The 16,540-nt window shown below is 71.6% G+C and carries 14 protein-coding genes and 1 pseudogene; 4 read left to right on the top strand and 11 right to left on the bottom strand.

Features of this window, described 5'->3' with window-relative positions; translation table 11 throughout:
• Positions 1-52 precede the first annotated feature (52 nt).
• Positions 53-649, top strand: coding sequence for an NAD(P)H-binding protein (locus tag AB0F72_RS24460; protein ID WP_360435418.1), 597 nt, complete (start codon positions 53-55; stop codon positions 647-649).
• Between the two features lie 146 nt (positions 650-795).
• Here AB0F72_RS24460 and AB0F72_RS24455 read toward each other — a convergent pair whose 3' ends face one another.
• From AB0F72_RS24455 to AB0F72_RS24430, 6 genes and pseudogenes are all read right to left on the bottom strand, one after another.
• Positions 796-1,320 carry an FBP domain-containing protein gene (locus tag AB0F72_RS24455; protein WP_360435416.1) on the bottom strand — a complete coding sequence of 175 codons (525 nt, stop codon included), beginning with the start codon at positions 1,318-1,320 and terminating at the stop codon, positions 796-798.
• A gap of 1,144 nt (positions 1,321-2,464) precedes the next feature.
• Positions 2,465-3,610 (bottom strand): lipid-transfer protein, encoded by a 1,146-nt coding sequence (locus tag AB0F72_RS24450; protein ID WP_360435414.1) that lies wholly within the window; start codon positions 3,608-3,610, stop codon positions 2,465-2,467.
• Positions 3,607-3,960, bottom strand: coding sequence for a MaoC/PaaZ C-terminal domain-containing protein (locus AB0F72_RS24445; protein ID WP_360435580.1), 354 nt, complete (start codon positions 3,958-3,960; stop codon positions 3,607-3,609). The genes AB0F72_RS24450 and AB0F72_RS24445 overlap by 4 nt, the downstream gene beginning before the upstream one ends.
• Positions 3,955-4,806 (bottom strand): annotated as a pseudogene (locus AB0F72_RS24440) (OB-fold domain-containing protein); the annotation flags it as partial. The pseudogene AB0F72_RS24440 and the gene AB0F72_RS24445, both read right to left, overlap by 6 nt.
• A 23-nt stretch (positions 4,807-4,829) precedes the next feature.
• Positions 4,830-5,957: an acyl-CoA dehydrogenase family protein gene (locus AB0F72_RS24435; protein WP_360435412.1), complete on the bottom strand. Its 1,128-nt coding sequence runs from the start codon at positions 5,955-5,957 to the stop codon at positions 4,830-4,832.
• Entirely contained in the window at positions 5,938-6,750 is an 813-nt protein-coding gene (locus tag AB0F72_RS24430; protein WP_360435410.1) for an acyl-CoA dehydrogenase family protein, read from the bottom strand. The genes AB0F72_RS24435 and AB0F72_RS24430 overlap by 20 nt, the downstream gene beginning before the upstream one ends.
• Positions 6,751-6,850: 100 nt before the next feature.
• Here AB0F72_RS24430 and kstR point away from each other — a divergent pair, with 100 nt between their 5' ends.
• Positions 6,851-7,447 (top strand): cholesterol catabolism transcriptional regulator KstR, encoded by a 597-nt coding sequence (gene kstR / locus AB0F72_RS24425; RefSeq protein WP_360435406.1) that lies wholly within the window; start codon positions 6,851-6,853, stop codon positions 7,445-7,447.
• Here kstR and AB0F72_RS24420 read toward each other — a convergent pair.
• Together AB0F72_RS24420 and kstD are read right to left on the bottom strand one after the other, a co-directional pair.
• The gene (locus tag AB0F72_RS24420) at positions 7,436-7,864 is read right to left on the bottom strand and encodes an SRPBCC family protein (protein ID WP_360435404.1); all 429 of its coding nucleotides are present in this window, start codon (positions 7,862-7,864) and stop codon (positions 7,436-7,438) included. The two genes, kstR and AB0F72_RS24420, sit on opposite strands and share 12 nt — an antisense overlap.
• Before the next feature lie 15 nt (positions 7,865-7,879).
• Entirely contained in the window at positions 7,880-9,511 is a 1,632-nt protein-coding gene (gene kstD, locus AB0F72_RS24415; RefSeq protein WP_360435402.1) for a 3-oxosteroid 1-dehydrogenase, read from the bottom strand.
• Positions 9,512-9,655: 144 nt separating this feature from the next.
• On the opposite strand from kstD, the gene AB0F72_RS24410 reads away from it, so the two are divergent.
• Complete coding sequence (locus AB0F72_RS24410; protein ID WP_360435400.1) at positions 9,656-10,321, top strand: PaaI family thioesterase; 666 nt, start codon at positions 9,656-9,658, stop codon at positions 10,319-10,321.
• 44 nt (positions 10,322-10,365) lie between these two features.
• Here AB0F72_RS24410 and AB0F72_RS24405 read toward each other — a convergent pair whose 3' ends face one another.
• From AB0F72_RS24405 to AB0F72_RS24395, 3 genes are all read right to left on the bottom strand, one after another.
• Positions 10,366-11,376 (bottom strand): pectinesterase family protein, encoded by a 1,011-nt coding sequence (locus AB0F72_RS24405; protein WP_360435398.1) that lies wholly within the window; start codon positions 11,374-11,376, stop codon positions 10,366-10,368.
• Positions 11,377-11,449: 73 nt separating this feature from the next.
• Positions 11,450-13,357 (bottom strand): PAS domain-containing protein, encoded by a 1,908-nt coding sequence (locus AB0F72_RS24400; RefSeq protein WP_360435396.1) that lies wholly within the window; start codon positions 13,355-13,357, stop codon positions 11,450-11,452.
• A gap of 23 nt (positions 13,358-13,380) precedes the next feature.
• On the bottom strand, positions 13,381-14,697 hold the full coding sequence (locus tag AB0F72_RS24395) for a hypothetical protein (RefSeq protein WP_360435394.1): 1,317 nt from the start codon (positions 14,695-14,697) through the stop codon (positions 13,381-13,383).
• A 176-nt stretch (positions 14,698-14,873) separates the two neighbouring features.
• On the opposite strand from AB0F72_RS24395, the gene AB0F72_RS24390 reads away from it, so the two are divergent.
• Positions 14,874-16,382: a serine hydrolase domain-containing protein gene (locus AB0F72_RS24390; protein WP_360435392.1), complete on the top strand. Its 1,509-nt coding sequence runs from the start codon at positions 14,874-14,876 to the stop codon at positions 16,380-16,382.
• Positions 16,383-16,540 lie beyond the last annotated feature (158 nt).

The following is a 16,540-nucleotide window of genomic DNA, read 5'->3' as shown; positions in this document are numbered from 1 at the left end:
TCACGGTAATCGGTATCCGATCGGAAACCGGGCCCCCGGATACGGTCCGGCCATGAGCGAGATCGCGATCTTCGGGGCCGGCGGGCGAGCCGGGCGAGCATTGACCGACGAGGCGCTGCGGCGCGGTCACCGGGTGACCCCGGTGGTGCGAGACCCACGAGGGTACGCCGGACCGGTCCCCGCGGTAGCCGGGGATGTGACGGATCCCGGTGCGGTCGCGGCCGGACACGACGCCGTGATCAGCGCCGTCTTCGACCCGTCGGCCGAACCCCGGAAGTTCTACACGGCGGCGGCCGAGGCGCTGCTCGGGATCGGCGCCCGCCGACTCGTCGTGGTGGGCCTCGCGTCGGTGCTGGCGACGGCGGACGGCACGCTGCTGATGGACACGCCCGGATATCCGCAGGAGTACCGCGAGTTCTATCTGGGGCACGCGGCCGGGGCGGAGGTGCTGCGCGGCTCCGGCGCGGACTGGTTGATCGTCAGTCCGGCGGGCGATTTCGATCATGCTGGTGGGCGGAGCGGGCGTTATCGGATCGCGCCGGCCGACGCGGGGAGCCGGATCTCGTACCCGGACTTCGCGGTCGCCGTGCTCGACGAGATAGAACGGCCGGCGCATCGCCGGGTCCAGATCGGGGTGGAGACTTCCTGAAGGTACGTCGACGGCCCCGCGTGAGCGGGGCCGAGTCTTGTGCGGGGCGTGTCCATTTCCGGTCTCCTGTCCTCAGCCGTAGGCGACTTTCTCAGCCGGCGGGCGACTTCTCAGCCGGCCGCGGCTTCTCAGCCGGCCGCGACTTCTCAGCCCGCCGCGATCCGGTCGGTGAACGCGGCCAGGTTGGTCATCGCCCGGTCGATCCGCTCCGGCAGGGTGAGCGTCTCCTCCCGGCAGACCAGCCGCATCTTCGGCTGCCGCTTGCCGCGCAGGTAGAGCGAGCAGGCCAGATCCGAGCAGATGTACTCGCCGACGGTGTTGCCCCGCCGCCCGGCCGGACCGGCGAGCGGCGCCACGAACAGCCCCACCCCGGACGACGCGTGGTCGGTCAGGCAGATCCGGCACATGCTGGACCGCATCGCCGACACTTTGATCGCTTCCGGTCGCCGGAGCACGATCCCGGCCGCACCGTCCCGGCCGGTGCCTGCTCCGCCCGGCACCACCAGCAGCGCACGCTGCGGCGCGCCCGGATCGGTCCAGCCGAGGAAGTCGATGTCGGCCCAGGGCACGGCCCCGTCGGCGAACCCGGCAGGCAACTTGATCCGGCCGGCCTCGCCCTTGCTGCAGTTGATGAAGGAGTCCCTGATCTCCTTCTCGTCGAGTTGTCGCATGGCCGCGAACCTAGCCGAGCCTTGATCCCCTGACGAGCGATTTCTACCCACTGCGCAAGATGCATCACGCTCGGCGGCGCTTGGCGACGCCGCCCGGTAGTGCGTCGATCCGGCCGTGTGTCACGGTCGGTTGCCGGTTTCGGTGGAGCGCTATGGGGTCTGCGTCATCCTGCGGGGCCTGGGGCGTCCGCGGGTTTCCGTAAAGCGCGACGTTGACCGCGGATGCCGGCACGCTGGGTGACAACGGTTGGCGCTGATGCGGCGGCCCGACTCTGGTCGTCGGCTGGCCCCCGCAGCGGCGATGACCCCGCCCCCGGGGGAACGTTGCCGCGTCCGGGAGCACTGACCACCTGCCGGACCAGCTGGTCGTGAGTGCTGTCCTCGGCTGGCGTGGATCATGGAAAGGCGTGGCCCGGCTGGCGCTCAGCGCTGCCCCGGCCTGCCGGCGAGAACACTGAGCGCCAGCCGGGCACGACGAGCTGGTCACCAGTGCTGCCGGATACCTGTCTCGAGAGCACTGAGCGCCAGCCCGCCCGCACCGCTCCACCATCGACAACCGGCGGCACCCATCTCACATCCGACGAGTCGACGGCTCGTCGATCAGCCAGCAAGGTCAGCACTGGCGACCAACTCGTCGTGCCCGGCTGGATGTCAGCGTTCTCGCCGACCCTCCGAGACAGCACTGACCCTGCTGGCGGATGCCCGCCGCCCGGTAGTGCGCCGATGCGGCCGCGCGTCACAGTCGGTCGCCGCTGACCGTGGAGCGCTGGGGGTTCTCGTCATTCTGTGGGGCCTGGGGCGTCCGCGGACTTCCGTGCAGCGCCGCGTTGACCGCGGTTGTCGGCACGCTGGGTGACAACGGTTCGTGTTGACGGGCGGTCCGGCCCTGGTGGCCCTGCAGCAGTGATGACGCACCTCGGGAACATTGCCGCGGCCGAGTGCACTGACGGCCAGCTGGTCCAGCTGGTCCAGCTGGTCGTCAGCGCTAACCGTTGTCACCCCGCGTGCCGGCATCCGCGGTAAACCCCGCGCTTCATGGAAACCTGCGGATGCCCCAGGCCCTGCAGAATGACGCAGACCCACAGCGCTCCCACGGTTACCGGCCACCGCCCGTGACACTCGGCCAAAACGACTGAATCGACGGCTACCGGGTGGTGAGGATCAGGCCGCTGGTGGGGACGCCGGTTCCGGCGGTGACCAGGACCGGGCCGTCGCCGGGGATCTGGTTCGCCGCCGTGCCGCGGATCTGGCGGACCGCCTCGGTGATGCCGTTCATGCCGTGGATGTAGGCCTCGCCCAGCTGCCCGCCGTGCGGGTTCACCGGCAGCCGGCCGTCCAGCTCGATCCCGCCGTCCGCGAGGAAGTGCCGCGCCTCGCCACGACCGCAAAAACCCAATTCTTCCAACTGCATCATCACGTACGGGGTGAAGTGGTCATAGAGCACAGCGGCCCGCACGTCCCCCGGGGCGAACCCGCTCTGCTCCCAGAGCTGCCGCCCCACCACGCCCATCTCCGGTAGAGCCGCCACGTTCGAGCGGTAGTAACTGGTCATCACGAACTGGTCGGGGCCGCTCCCCTGCGCCGCCGCGGCGATCACCGCGGGCCGGGCGGACAGGTCACGTGCGCGCGCCAGCGACGTCACGACCAGTGCCACCGCGCCGTCGCTCTCCTGGCAGCAGTCGAGCAGCCGCAGCGGCTCGGCGATCCACCGGGAGGCGCGGTGCTCGTCGAGGGTGATCGGCCGGCCGGAGAACCACGCGTACGGGTTGGTGGCCGCGTGCCGCCGCATCGCCACGGCGACCCGGCCGAAGTCGTCGGTCGTGGCGCCGTACTCGTGCAGGTAGCGCCGGGCCACCATGGCGACCATCGCGGCCGGGGTGGCGAGGCCCATCGGGTAGTGCCAGCCCGCGTCGGGGTCCGGTGCGGTGACGGGCCGCCCGAACCGGCGGCCGGACCGCTCGTTGAGGGCGCGGTAGCAGACCACCACGTCGGCGAGCCCGGCGTCGACCGCGAGGACGGCCTGCTGGACGACGGCACAGGCGGCGCCTCCCCCGTACCCGATCCGGCTCAGGAAGCGCAGCTCGCCGATCCCCAGCTCGCGCGCGACGGCGATCTCGGGGTTGTTGTCCATGCCGAAGGTGACCAGGCCGGAGACGTCGCCGGGCCGCAGGCCGGCGTCGTCGAGCGCGGCGCGCACCGCCTCGACCGCGAGGCGCAGTTCGCTGCGGCCGGAGTCCTTGGAAAACTCGGTGGCACCGATGCCGGCGATCGCGCAGGAGGAGGGGATCACGACGCCACCGTGACCGTTCCGGTGACGTGCGCGCCGGCCGCGGTCCGCCCGGTCACCGCGATCCGGCCCGGTTCGGTGAGCGTGCCGGTGAAGGTCAGCGTGTCCCCGGCGAAGCACGGTGTGCCGAGCCGGATCGAGATGCCCCGCACGTCGGCGTCCGGCAGACGGTCGGTGACATAGCGCTGGACCAGCCCGGTGGTGGTCAGGATGTTGAGGAAGATGTCCTTCCCGCCCCGGCGGACCGCGGCGTCCCGGTCGTGGTGGACGTCCTGGAAGTCGCGGGTGGCCAGCGCCGCGCTGATGATCAGCGTCGGGGTGACCGCCAGCTCCCACGGGTCCAGCGCCGGCAGGTCGGGCCGCCAGACCGGCAGGCCGTCGTCGAAGAAGACCCGCACCCTGTCGCCGATCGCCACCGGTCGGGGTCCGCGCACCTCGCCGACCATCCGGACGCCTTCCGGCAGGTCGATCAGGCCGACCGTGAACGGCGCCCGGCGGCCCGGCACCGGCGGATGGTGGTGGACCACGAAGCTGTGCACGGTACCGAAGCCTGCGGCCACCGTGTGTTCCTGCTTGAACCCGCCGCAGCGCGGACAGGCCGGGCCGGGCGGATGCCGCAGGGCGCCGCACTCACCACAGCGCTGGACGCGCAGCTCACCGGCGTCGACGCCATCCCAGAAGACGGCGTTGTCCGCGGTGATCACGGGTCGAAGGGGGTCAGCACCCGGAGCCGGGGAAACCGGCGTCTCTCGATATTTCAGGATCCGGAACCGCATCGACGCGACCGGCTCCGCCCCGCTGAACCATCTGCTCGACGTGGTCACGAACCAGCCCTCGCCCAGGGCGGTCCGCTTGGGCCCGGCCACCGACTCCAGCCGGCTCCGCACCGAGACCTCCTCGCCGACCCGCAGCGGACGGTGATAGACCTGCTCGGAATCGGTCGCCACCACGTTCGGGAAGCCGGCCTCGTCGAGCGCCACCGACATCGTCTGCAACGGATCGGGCTCCCCGGCCGACAGCCCTCGCATCGTCCAGACCTGGATCATCGCGGGCGGCGCGACCAGATCACGCTCGTAACGCGGTGACGCGTCACCCAGCGCCTCCAGCCAGTTGCGGATCATCGGCAGGTTGACCGGGTCACGGCCACGACGGGGTGCGGTCTCGCCCGCCGCCAGCAGCCGGGAAACCAGCTCGTCCATCGATTTCACCGTGTCCATCCCGCTCACCTGGGCACTCGGGGCAGGCCGAGGCCCGCGCTGGCGATGATCTCCCGCTGCACCTCGTTCACCCCGCCGCCGAAGGTCAGCACGAGGTTCCGCTGATTCTGCAGGTCCAGCCACTCCAGCAGGTCCGGGTCGCCGCCGAACCGGGCCACCAGCTCGGCCATCTCGGCGCCGAGCCGCAGCAGCCTCTCGGACGCGAAGACCTTGGTGGCGGACGCGTCGGCCGGGTTCGGCTCGCCGCCGGCGATCTGCGCGTTGAGCAGCTCGTTGACGCGGAGCGCGGCGAAACACCTGCCGAGCGCGCGGCGGACCTCCGGGTCTGTCACGGCGCCGGTCGAGTACGCCCAGTCCCGTACCCGGTCGAAGAGCGCGCCCAGACGCCCGGCCGGACCGAGCATGACCCGCTCGTGGTTGAGCTGGGCGGTGATCAGCCGCCAGCCCTCGTTCTCCGCGCCGACCCGCATCGCCACCGGCACCCGAACGTCGTCGAGGTGCACCGCGTTGACGTGGTGCGCGCCGTCGCAGGTGATCAGCGGCGTCCAGGAATATCCGGGGTCCGCCGTGTCGACGATCAGGATGGAGAGCCCGCGGTGCTTCGGCGCGTCCGGGTCGGTCCGGCAGGCCAGCCACAGGAAGTCCGCGTCGTGCGCGCCGGTGGTGAACGTCTTCGCGCCGGTGACCCGGTAGAACCCGCCGTCCCGGACGGCACGGGTGCGCAGCGACGCGAGGTCGGTGCCGGCGTCCGGCTCGGTGTAGCCGATCGCGAAGTGCAGCTCCCCGGCCAGGATCGGCGGCAGGAAACGTCGTCGCTGCTCCGCGCTGCCGTGCGCCAGCAGCGTGGGCGCCACGGTCTGCAGCGTGACAGCGGGCAGCGGCACGTCCGCGCGGGCCGCCTCGTTCACCAGGATCTGCTGCGCGACCGGCCCCAGCCCGCGCCCGCCGAACTCGACCGGGAAGCCCAGCCCGAGCCACCCGTCGCGGCCCAGGCGGGACACCAGGTCGCGATGGGCGCGCCCGTGCCGTTCCCGGGCCAGCGCTGCGCGCTGATCCACTGTCAAGAGCTTGCCGAGGTACGCGCGGAGCTCGTCCCGCAGCGCGCGCTGCTCGTCAGTCAGGTCGAGGAACACAGCGCTCCCCCAATGTGGACAAGGCGTGCTCCGCGCCGCCGAGGAACCGGACCAGGTCGCGGATCAACGTGGTGTGCCGGTGCAGCGGGTAATCGATCATCAGGCCGAGCCCGCCGTGCAGGTGATGGCAGGTGCGGACCGCGGGTGGCGCCTCGGCGGTGAGCCACTGGGCCGCGACGGCGAGGTCGTCGCCGGCGCTGCCGGACCAGGCCCGTCCGCCGGCGGTGGCGCTGCCGGACCAGCCGGGTCCGGCGGCCGCGCCCGGCCGGCTAGCGTCCAGCCGCCAGCACGCGGAGAGGACGGCCAGGTGCAGGGTGCGGCTCGCGATGTAGACGTCGGCGATCTGCTGGGCGACGGCCTGGAACGTGGCGAGCGGGCGGCCGAACTGCTCGCGGGTGCGGATGTGCCGCGCGGTCAGGTCGAGCGCTCCGGCCAGGGCGCCGTCGCCCAGTGCGCAGGCCGCGGCGACGGCCAGGGGGTGCGGGTCGGGGCGGGACGCGGCGTCCCACCGTACCCAGTCGGGCAGTTGATCTTTGGGGTCCTCGATGATCAGGGCGGTCCGGTCGATCCGGAGGGCGGGAAGGGCCGCCGCCCCCCGGCCGATCTCGACGAGGACCAGGGCGGTCTCCAGGACGCCCAGCCCGGCGCCGCCCTCTCGCTCCGGCGCGCCGAGCGTGAGCAGACCGGCCTGGCCCAGGCCTTTCCAGAGCCGCTCCGGGCGGTCCGCGCCGGCCACCACCTCGGCGGCGAGCCGGCTGATCGCCTGCTGCGTCTCGTCCAGGCGGAAATCCATAGCCGGATTAGAACACGTTTCAGTTTGAACGCGCCACCGATGGGTGACACGGGTCCGCAACGCGCCGTTGCTAGGCTTGATTCACCGGCAAGGGGGAGAGATGGCGACAGCGAGAACGAGTACCACTGATGCCGAGCAGGGATCGGCTGCTCAGCGTGATCGACGGCGGCGGATCCTGGAGGCCACGCTGGCGCTGGCGTCCAAAGGCGGCTACGACGCCGTCCAGATGCGCACGGTGGCGGAGCGGGCCGAGGTCGCGCTCGGCACCCTCTATCGCTACTTCCCCTCCAAGATCCACTTGCTCGTCTCCGCGCTGGCGCTGGAGCTCGAGGCGATCCAGGACAAGCTGAGCCGCAAGCCGATCCCCGGTGACACGGCGTACGACCGCACGCTCTACGTGCTCAACCGGGTGACCGGCGCCCTGCAGCGCGACCCGATGCTCGCCGAGGCGATGACCCGGGCCTTCATGTTCGCCGACCCGTCGGCCAGCGCCGAGGTCAACGCGGTGGCCCGGCTCATGGAGGAGATGTTCACCCGGGCCATGCACGACGGCGAGCCGACCGCTGACGATCGCGCCAAGGCCCGGGTGATCGGTGACGTCTGGCTGTCCAACCTGGTGGCCTGGGTGACCCGCCGCGCGTCGGCGAACGACGTGGTCAACCACCTCGAGCTGGCTACCCGCCTGTTACTCCACTAGGCCGGTCAGTTTGTCCAGGGCCTGCTTCGCGGCGGGCCCGGCCTGTTTCTCCAGCATGGCCGCCATCGGGCCGGTCAGCGCCGGCCCGAGGAACTCCATGTCGTAGGTGATCTGGGTGCCGCCCTCGGCCCGCTCCAGCCGGAAACGGTTCTTCGCCTTGACGCCCATCGGGCCGTCGCCGGCCTGCTCCAGCGTCGTCCCGTCCGCGGTGACCACCTTCCACGCCATGTCCGCGGGCATGCCCATCAGCTTCACCTTCTGCTTGTACCGCACGCCCTCGGTGAGGGTGGCCGGCACGTCGCCGGTGAACCCCTGATGCATCGCGTTCCACTCGGGTGTCCGGCCCGGATCCGTCAGCACCTGCCAGATCTGCTCGGGGCTGGCCTTCGTCACGGTCGACACACTGACCTTGGGCATTCTCTTCCTCCTTGGTTAGGAACCGCTCGCCAGGTCTTTTCCGGCCACGTATCCGAAGGTCATCGCGGGGCCGAGAGTCGAGCCGGCGCCGGCGTAGCTGCGTCCCATCACCGCCGCGCTGGCGTTGCCGGCGGCGTAGAGGCCGGGGATCACCGAGCCGTCCGGCCGCACCACCCGGGACCGGGCGTCGGTGGTCAGGCCGCCCTTGGTGCCCAGGTCGCCGGGGACGATCGTGAACGCGTAGAACGGCGGCAGCCAGATCGGGGCCAGGCACGGGCTGGGCGAGTTGGTGGGGTCCGCGAAGTACGCGTCGTAGGCGCTGTCGCCCCGGTGGTAGTCGGTGTCGCGGCCGGCGCGGGCCTGCGCGTTGAACCGGTCGACAGTGGCGCGCAGCGCGGCCGCCGGCACGCCGATCTTGGCGGCCAGCCCGGCGAGCGTCCAGTCCTTGACCAGGGCGCCGCTGTCGTACCACGCCTGCGGGTACGGAAGCAGCGGCGCGGTCTCCTTGAAGAGATACCGGTTCCGGTACTCCTGGTCGGTGATCATCCAGGCCGGGAAGTGATCGCCGTCGTACATCACGTGGACCACGTCGCTGTACGGCGCGGCCTCGTTGACGAATCGCTTGCCGGTGCCGTCGACGAAGATGGTGCCCGGCAGCGTCCGCTCGGAGAGGCAGAAGTACGGCCCCTCGGGCAGCGGAATCATCGGACCCCACCAGGCGTCGTCCATCAGGGCCAGCCCGGCGCCGGCCCGCTCGCCCGCCTCGATGCCGTCGCCGGTGTTGGACGCCGCGCCGACCGTCCAGTCCACCCCGATCGGCTCCTGCTGGAACTGCTTGCGCATCCGCTCGTTGTGCTCGAACCCGCCGCTGCCGATCATCACGCCGCGCCGGGCCCGGATCAGCACCTCCTGGTTGTCGCGGAGCGCGATCACGCCGGCCACCCGTCCGTTCTCCACGTGCAGGTCGACGAGCGGGGTCTCGAGCAGCACCGGCACGTCGGCGGCGAGCAGCCCGGCGCGCAGGCCACCGGCGAGCGCCTGACCCATGGTGATCGGCTGCTTGCCCCGCGCGGAGAGCTCCAGGTACCGCCAGACGATCTCGGTGGCCACGGCGAGGCCGCGCGGGTGCCGGGCGACCAGGGCGAGCCAGCGGTAGTCGATGTCGTAGACGACAGTGCCGGGCGGTGTCGCCAGGTAGGCCGGGTTCAGCCGGGACAGCTCGTCGCCGAGGATGTTCGCGTCCAGGGCGTCCGGCTCGATCGAGCGGCCGGCCGGCATCCCGCCGGGCAGCTCCGGATAGTAGTCGGAGTAGCCCTCCATCCAGCGGAACCGCAGCGGCGACCACTGCTGGACGAACGCGATCGCCGGCGGGCCGGCGGCGAGGAACGCGCGCCGCTTGGCCGCCGGCACCTCCGGGCCGACCACGGCCGCCAGGTACGTGTCCGCCTTCGCGACCGAGTCCGGCACTCCCGCCCTCAGCAGCACGTCGTTGGCCGGGACCCAGATGCCGGCGCCGGACCGGGCCGCCGAGCCGCCGAAGACCGCGGCCTTCTCCAGCACGACGGTGCTGAGTCCACTGCGGGCGGTGGTGAGCGCGGCCGTCATGCCTGCCGCGCCGGCGCCGACAACGACCACGTCGAATTCCACGGGCACCCCCTCACCGGTCCGCAATAACTAGAACAGGTTATAGCAGTGTGAGAAGATTCACTAGGTACGAGCGTGCGGGCGGCCCCATCGCTGGTAGAACCTGATTCTGTTCGGCAACCGCCGCCCGGTGCCCGAGGAGACGATGTGACCGACCAGCTTCAATCCGTCGACCGGCTGCTGGCCCGGCGGGCAGCGATCGCCGATCTCGGCGACGCGCTACGCCAGCTGATCGAGCACGCGACCGCCACCGAGGCGCCGGACGAGGAGCTGATCCGGGCCGCCGAGCTGGTCCGGCAGGCCGCCGCGCCGCTCGGCGAGCGGGTCCGCGAGCGCAGCCAGCCCGCCGCCGCCGACGACCTGCTCGGCGGCGTGCGGATGTACAACCCGGTGATCGGCGCCGGCAGCGCGATCGCCCCGCCGGTGCACATCGAGGCGGCCGGCGGGGTCGCGACCGGCACCTGCACGCTCGGCCTGGCCTACGAGGGCCCGCCGACGTACGCGCACGGCGGCGTCAGCGCGATGCTCCTCGATCAGATGCTCGGTCACGCGGTGACGACGTCGGGGAACCCGGGGATGACGGTGCGGCTCGACACGTCGTACCGGAAGCCCGTCCCGCTGCTGACCCCGCTGCGCCTGACCGCCGAGGTCTCGCAGGTCGACGGCCGGCGGGTGACCGCCACCGGCGCCATCGCGACCGCCGAGGCGCCGGACGAGCCCCTGGTCACCGCGACCGGGCTGTTCGTGGCGCTGCGGGCCGAGCAGGCGCAGCGCCTCTTCGGATCGGTGATCAGGAGCTCATCCCGCACCTGACGATCGGGCCCGACCGGAGCCGGCGAGCCGGCTGAGACGGCAGCTCACCCGCACGGGTTCCAGCCGTCGCTGCCGCGCAGCGCGGCCGCCACCGTGTAGCCGGCCGCTTGCTCGCGGGTCAGCTGCGGCCGGTCGGGGGTGATCGCCGCGCCCGGCCCGGCGTTGCGGTACTCGGCGAACCGGGCCTCCTCCCACGGCCACGTGCCGAAGTCGGTCCACGGCGCGGCGGGGATGTGCGCGCCGATCCAGGACTCCCGGATGATCGTCTGCCCGATCGCCTCCGGGTCCTGGCTGGGATGCCACGGCCGGCCCAGGAAGACGGTTCCGGGCGGGGCGTCCGAGGTGAAGCGGGACCGGTGGAAGAGCAGGCCGTACGGGTTCGTCCGGTCGGTGCTGGGTGCTGTCACGTAGCCGGCCGGCGTGCTGTCGCGGTTCAGCGAGTGGATGTGGCAGCGGTCGAAGACGGCGGTGGCCCGGCCGAAGATGAAGTCGACGTCGCCCTCGACGTAGCAGTCCCTGAAGTACGCCCGCGCGATCACCCCGGCCGCCGAGCTGTTCACGTAGAGGGTGTCCTGGTTGCCGAGGAACCGGACCCGGTCGAAGACCAGCCGGTCCGCGCGGGTCAGCACCGCGACCGCCTGCCGGTTGGTGATCTCCGGGTGGGCGGCCTCGTCGAAGAGGTTCGCGAACGTCAGGCCGGTGACCCGCAGGCCGGCGCCGTCCACGGTGACCGAGGCGCTGCCCGAGGTCCCCCAGGTGCCGCCGTCCGGTTTCGGGGTGCCGTTGGCCCGGTCGTCGGCGATCACCACGTCGGCGGGTGACCGGCCGAGCCCGCGCAGCTCGATCAGCGGCTTGCCAGCCGGGATGATCACCTGACTCCGGTACGTCCCGGGCCGCACCCCGATGATCGCGGGCTGACCGGCCGGAACCGCGTCGATCGCGGCCTGCACGCTGGTGTGGTCGCCGGTGCCGTCCGCCGCCACGGTCAGCCGCAGCCGGCGGGGAGCCGGAATCGCCGCTGCGGCGGGAATCGCCAGGAACATCCTTCTACGCATCCTCGACCTCCGGCGTCATCTGCGGGAAAGGGCTTTCCCAGCAGCGCACGGTAGGACGGCAACTAAATTCATGTCAATGGATTCGCTCGGCCAGCAGCTGGTGCACCTCGTTCAGCAGGGTCTTCGAGTCGAACGGCTTGTGGATCAGCGGGGCGTCCGGTGGCATGGCCTGACCGCCCGGCGCCGGCCCGCTGGTGTACCCGGACATGAACAGCACCGGCAGGTCCGGCCGCTCCGCCCGCAACTCGGCGGCGAGCTGCGTGCCCGACATCCCCGGCATGATCACGTCGCTGAGCAGCATGTCGAAGCGCAGGTCGTCCTCGCGGCACATCCGCAGCGCCTCCGCCGGGTTCGCGGCGGCCGCGACCTCGTACCCGGCCTTGCGCAGCAGGCGGCAGACGATGTCACGGACCGCCTCCTCGTCCTCGACCACGAACACCCGCCGGCCGTGACCCGGGCGGACCGGGGCGGGCGGCTCCGCCGGACCGGTCCCGGGCGTCACCGCGACGCCGGCCGGCAGCCGGACCCGTAACGTGGTGCCCCGGCCCAGCTGCGACTCCAGGCTGATCGTGCCGCCCGCGTCGGTCACCACCCCGTACGCCGTGGCCAGCCCCAGCCCGGTGCCACTGCCCCGCCCCCGGGTCGTGAAGAACGGCTCGAACGCCCGGGCCAGCACCTCCGGCGTCATCCCGCAGCCGGTGTCGACGACCTCGAGGCAGACCTGTGCCGCGCCGTCGCCGGCCCGCTCCAGCGACGTGGCGATGGTGAGCCGGCCGCCGTCCGGCATCGCGGCGCGCGAGTTCAGCACCGCGTTCATCAGCACCTGCTCCAGCTTGCTGCGGTCCATCACGATCGGGGGCAGGCCGGGCGCCAGCTCGGTGGTGAACTCGATGTCCTCACCGAGGGTGCGGCCCAGCATCCGCTGCAGGTCCTCGGCGACCGTGTTCAGGTCCAGGGTCTCCGGCCGGGACGGCTCGGAACGGCTGAAGATGAGCAGCTGCCGGGTGAGCGCGCTGCCCCGGTTCGCGGCCTGCTTGATCCCGGCCGCGTCGGCGTGCCCGGGATGGTCCTCGCCCAGCTCCTCGGTGAGCATGTCGGCGTACCCGGAGATCACCGCCAGGATGTTGTTGAAGTCGTGCGCGATCCCGCCGGCCAGCTGGCCCAGCGAGTCGAGCCGTTCCGCCTGGCGCAGCTGCTGTTCCAGCTCGGTGCGTTCCCGCTCGGCGGCGATCCGCTCGGTGACGTCCCGCATGATGCCCTCGACCGCGATGACCCGGCCGGCGTCGTCGGTGACGGTGCTGGCCCGCTGCTCGATGAAGACCATCCCGCCGTCCGCCCGGCAGAGCCGGAACGTGATGGTACGGGTCCGCGGCGCCTGCCAGGACTGCTCGAAGAGCGGCCGGTCCTCGGGCAGCACACAGTCCAGGATCAGGTCGGGCCGCGCGTAGAACTCCTCGGCCGGCCGCCCCGTGATCGACTCCACGGCCCGGCTCAGGTACTCCATGCCCGGCTCGGGTTCCAGCCGGTACCGGAAGATGATGTCCTGAGCGTGCTCGGCGAGCAGCCGGAACCGTTCCTCGCTGTCCCGCAGCGCCGCCTCGGCCCGGCTTCGTTTGGTGATGTCGGTGGAGATGCCGGCCACCGCGTACGCCCGCCCGTCCGCGTCGATCAGCGGGAACTTCGCGGTGATGTAGGTGCGCGGGCCGTCCTCCCCCGGCGCCTCCTCCTCCATCTGCACCGGCACGCCGCCGGCCAGCGCCTCGAGGTCGTTCTGCCGGAACTTGTCCGCGATGTCCCGGGGAAAGAGATCATGGTCGGTGAGCCCCATGATGTCCTCACGGTGCAGGCCGAACAGGCGCTCGTACTCCCGGTTGACCAGCAGATACCGGCCGTCGGCGTCGCGCATGTAGATCACCGCGGAGGTGTGGTCGATCAGCGCCATGAGCTGGTCACGGCCGATCTCCGCCAGCGGCGCCCTCACACTTGGCCTCACCATGCCCCCGCTCAACCGGTCAGTTCGACCACGACGCGCCGGACCGCTCCCCGAGCGGACCGTACCTCCGAAATTGGTCCGATTTCCGCTTTTTCGGCGGTTATCACGGGACGCAAGGCGGCGAGGATGTGATCCTGCCGGGCCCGGGTGAGGCGTTCCAGGAACGTTTCCGTCATCCCGGTCGTGCCGGCCCGGTTCGACACCAGCTCCTTGTCGCCGAGCCCGGCCCGGTCACGCACCCGCTGCGGCTTGAACAGGAACTTCTTGCTCAGCATCAGGTGCGCGCCGGCGGCACGGGCGTGCATCACCAGCAGCCGGTACCAGTCGACGAGCGCCGGGTGGTGCGCGACCAGGCGGCGCAGATCGCCGTCGTCGGCCAGTCGCAGGTGCCGCGCGTCGGTTCCCAGCGCGGCGAGCAGCCGCTGCGGCAGCGTCGGACCGTCCATCAGCTCGGCGAGCTCGGCACGCTCGCCGGCGAGCAGCGCCGGGAAGAGCCGCCGGGCCTGCTGGTCGTAGTCGTCCACCGCGATGCCGAGCAGAAAGTCCCGCTTCAGCGCCTCCGGGTCCAGCGCGCCGCTGGGCGGGATGTCGCCCAGCGTCCAGTGCGCGGCGAACTGGCGGAACACGTCCATGAAATGCTCGGCCGGCATGGTCTGCTCGGGCGGGAGCGCCGCGAAGTCGACCATGAGGCGGCGCAGGGTGTCCAGCAGGACCGTTGCGAGGCGTACCCGATGGCGGGCGTCCTCGCAGATCAGGCTGGCCCGGTCCGCGGTCAGCGGGCAGAGCAGCTCGTTCACCGCCAGCTCGACCGCTTCACCCTGCTTGACCAGGAGGAAGAACCGCTCCTCGCCGGGCGAGCCGGTGTAGCTGCGGATCCGGCCGTCGTCGAAGACGCCGGGCAGGGCGGCGAGCGTCTCGTCGCCCAGACGCACCTTGATCGTTCCGACGTTCCAGCGCACCAGCGAGGCGAAGCTGTCCCGCTCGTAGTGCCCGGTCCCGGTGTGCTCGGCCAGGGCCGCGAAGTACGCGCGGAACGGGATTCGCTCGGCGCCGGCCACCACGCCCTCGAAGGCGTCCTCGGGGTGCCGGATCCCGCCCGCGATGTGCTCCTGCCAGTGGCGGGCCACCGAGGCGCCGACGAAACCCAGGTTCACCAGGAGCTGCTGTGCCTGGTGCGGGGTCAGCTGGGCGACGTCGGGCAGATGGTTCAGCACGTGTTCGTGCAGGTCGTCGAGCAGCAGCTCGGTCGGGGCGTGGTCTTGCAGGATCGCTCGGTTCAGGCGGGGCAGTTCGTGCAGCACCCAGGCGCCGATCTGTTCCGGAAACATCCGATGCACCACCTCCTACCGTTCTGTTCGGCCCGGGGGCAGAACGGGTTAAGTGAGCACTGTCACTGCGATATGACGTTTCCCGCTAATTCGGAAATATCGCTATAAAGCGTGCGCATTGACCGCCGTGCATACAGTGACTCGGGCGTGCACGACGACGACAGGGAGAAGGTTCGATGACCGAGCAGATGACCCGCCGTACGCTGCTGACCGCCACCGCCGCCACCCTGGCCGCGCCGGCTCTGACGTCCGCGCCGGCCACCGCGGCTCCCCGGGTTCCGTCCGCGGTCCGCGAGCTCGAAGACAAGATCCGCGAAGCGATGGAGCTCTACGCCGTCCCCGGCGTAGCATTCGGCCTCCGTTACCGGGGCCGGGAGTACGTCCGCGGCTTCGGCGTGACGAGCCTGACCGACCCGTCCCCGGTCGACGGCGACACCACCGTCTTCCGGGTCGCCTCCACCACCAAGACCTTCACCGGCACCGCCGCGATGCGCCTCGTCGAACGCGGCCGGCTCGGCCTGGACCGCCGGGTGCGCGACTACCTGCCGGGCTTCCGCACCAGCGACCCGGCCGCGTCGGCGCGGGTGACCGTCCGCCACATGCTCAATCACAGCGCCGGCTGGCTCGGCGACTACTTCCTCGACACCGGCAGCGACGACGCGGCCCTCGCCCGGTACGTCGACGAGATGCACCGGGTGCCGCAGCTCACCCCGCCCGGCGCGCTGTTCTCCTACAACAACGCGGCGCTCTCCGTGGGTGGCCGGCTGATCGAGGTCGCCACCGGGTCGACCTACGAACAGGCCGTCCAGGAGCTGCTGCTGGACCCGCTCGGGCTGCGGCGCAGTGGATTCGACATCACCCGGATCCCGGGTGCGCGGATGGCCGTACCCCACGTCTTCGACGAGGCCGGGAACATCGTCGCGCAACCGGAGCGATGGGCCCTGCCCCGCAGTCTCCACCCGGCCGGCGGCCTGATCTCCAGCGCCCGTGATCAGCTGCGCTGGGCGCGGTTCCACCTCGGTGACGGCGGCCGGCTGCTCAGCCGCCGCTCGCTGCACGCCATGCGGTCGAACCCCGGACCCGGCGGGACGCTCTTCGTGGAACTCGACGGCGTCGGCGTCACCTGGATGCTGCGCCCGACCGCCGAGGGACCGACCGTGGTGCAGCACGGCGGCGACTGGGACGGCCAGCACTCCGGTTTCCTGATGGTGCCGGAGCGCGACTTCGCGCTCACCGTGCTGACCAACTCGGACACCGGTCCGGTGCTGCTCGACGACCTCTTCGTCGGGGACTGGGCGCTGAGCCGCTTCGCCGGCGTGCACAACCTGCCGGCCGTCGTCCGCCCCGTCGCTGACCTCTCCGCGTACGAGGGTCAGTACACCCTCCAGCAGATCGGCTTCGACGGCGAGCTCGTCTCCCTCGTGCTGGAGATCGTCGCCGACGCCGGCCAGCTCAGCGTCCGCATCGACGGCTCCGAGGAGATGCGGCTCGGCTTCTACCGCAGGGATTACGCGGTCGTGCACCTCCCGGACGGCACCCCCAGCACCCAGCGCGTCAGCTTCGTCCGAGGCCGCGACGGCGCCGTCGACTGGTTCCGCTTCGGCGGCCGCCTGCTGCGCCGGGGCGCTGTCGCTCCGCTGCGCACCACCAGCACCCTGCCGTTCCGCCTCAACCCCTGGATCTGACGGGTACGGGGTCCGGCCTGTCCAGCTGGTCCAGCTGGTCCAGCTGGTCCGGCTGGTCCGGCTGGTCCGGCTGGTCCGGCTGGTCCGGCTGGTCCGGCTGGTCCGGCTGGTCCGGCTGGTCCGGCTGGTCCCGCTGGTCCGGCTGGTCCGGCTGGACG

Origin of the sequence: Actinoplanes sp. NPDC023936 (assembly GCF_040639325.1) — a bacterium.
Lineage (GTDB): Bacteria > Actinomycetota > Actinomycetes > Mycobacteriales > Micromonosporaceae > Actinoplanes.
The sequence above is the reverse complement of the archived record's forward strand: the minus strand, read 5'-3'. Positions and strand labels throughout refer to the sequence as shown.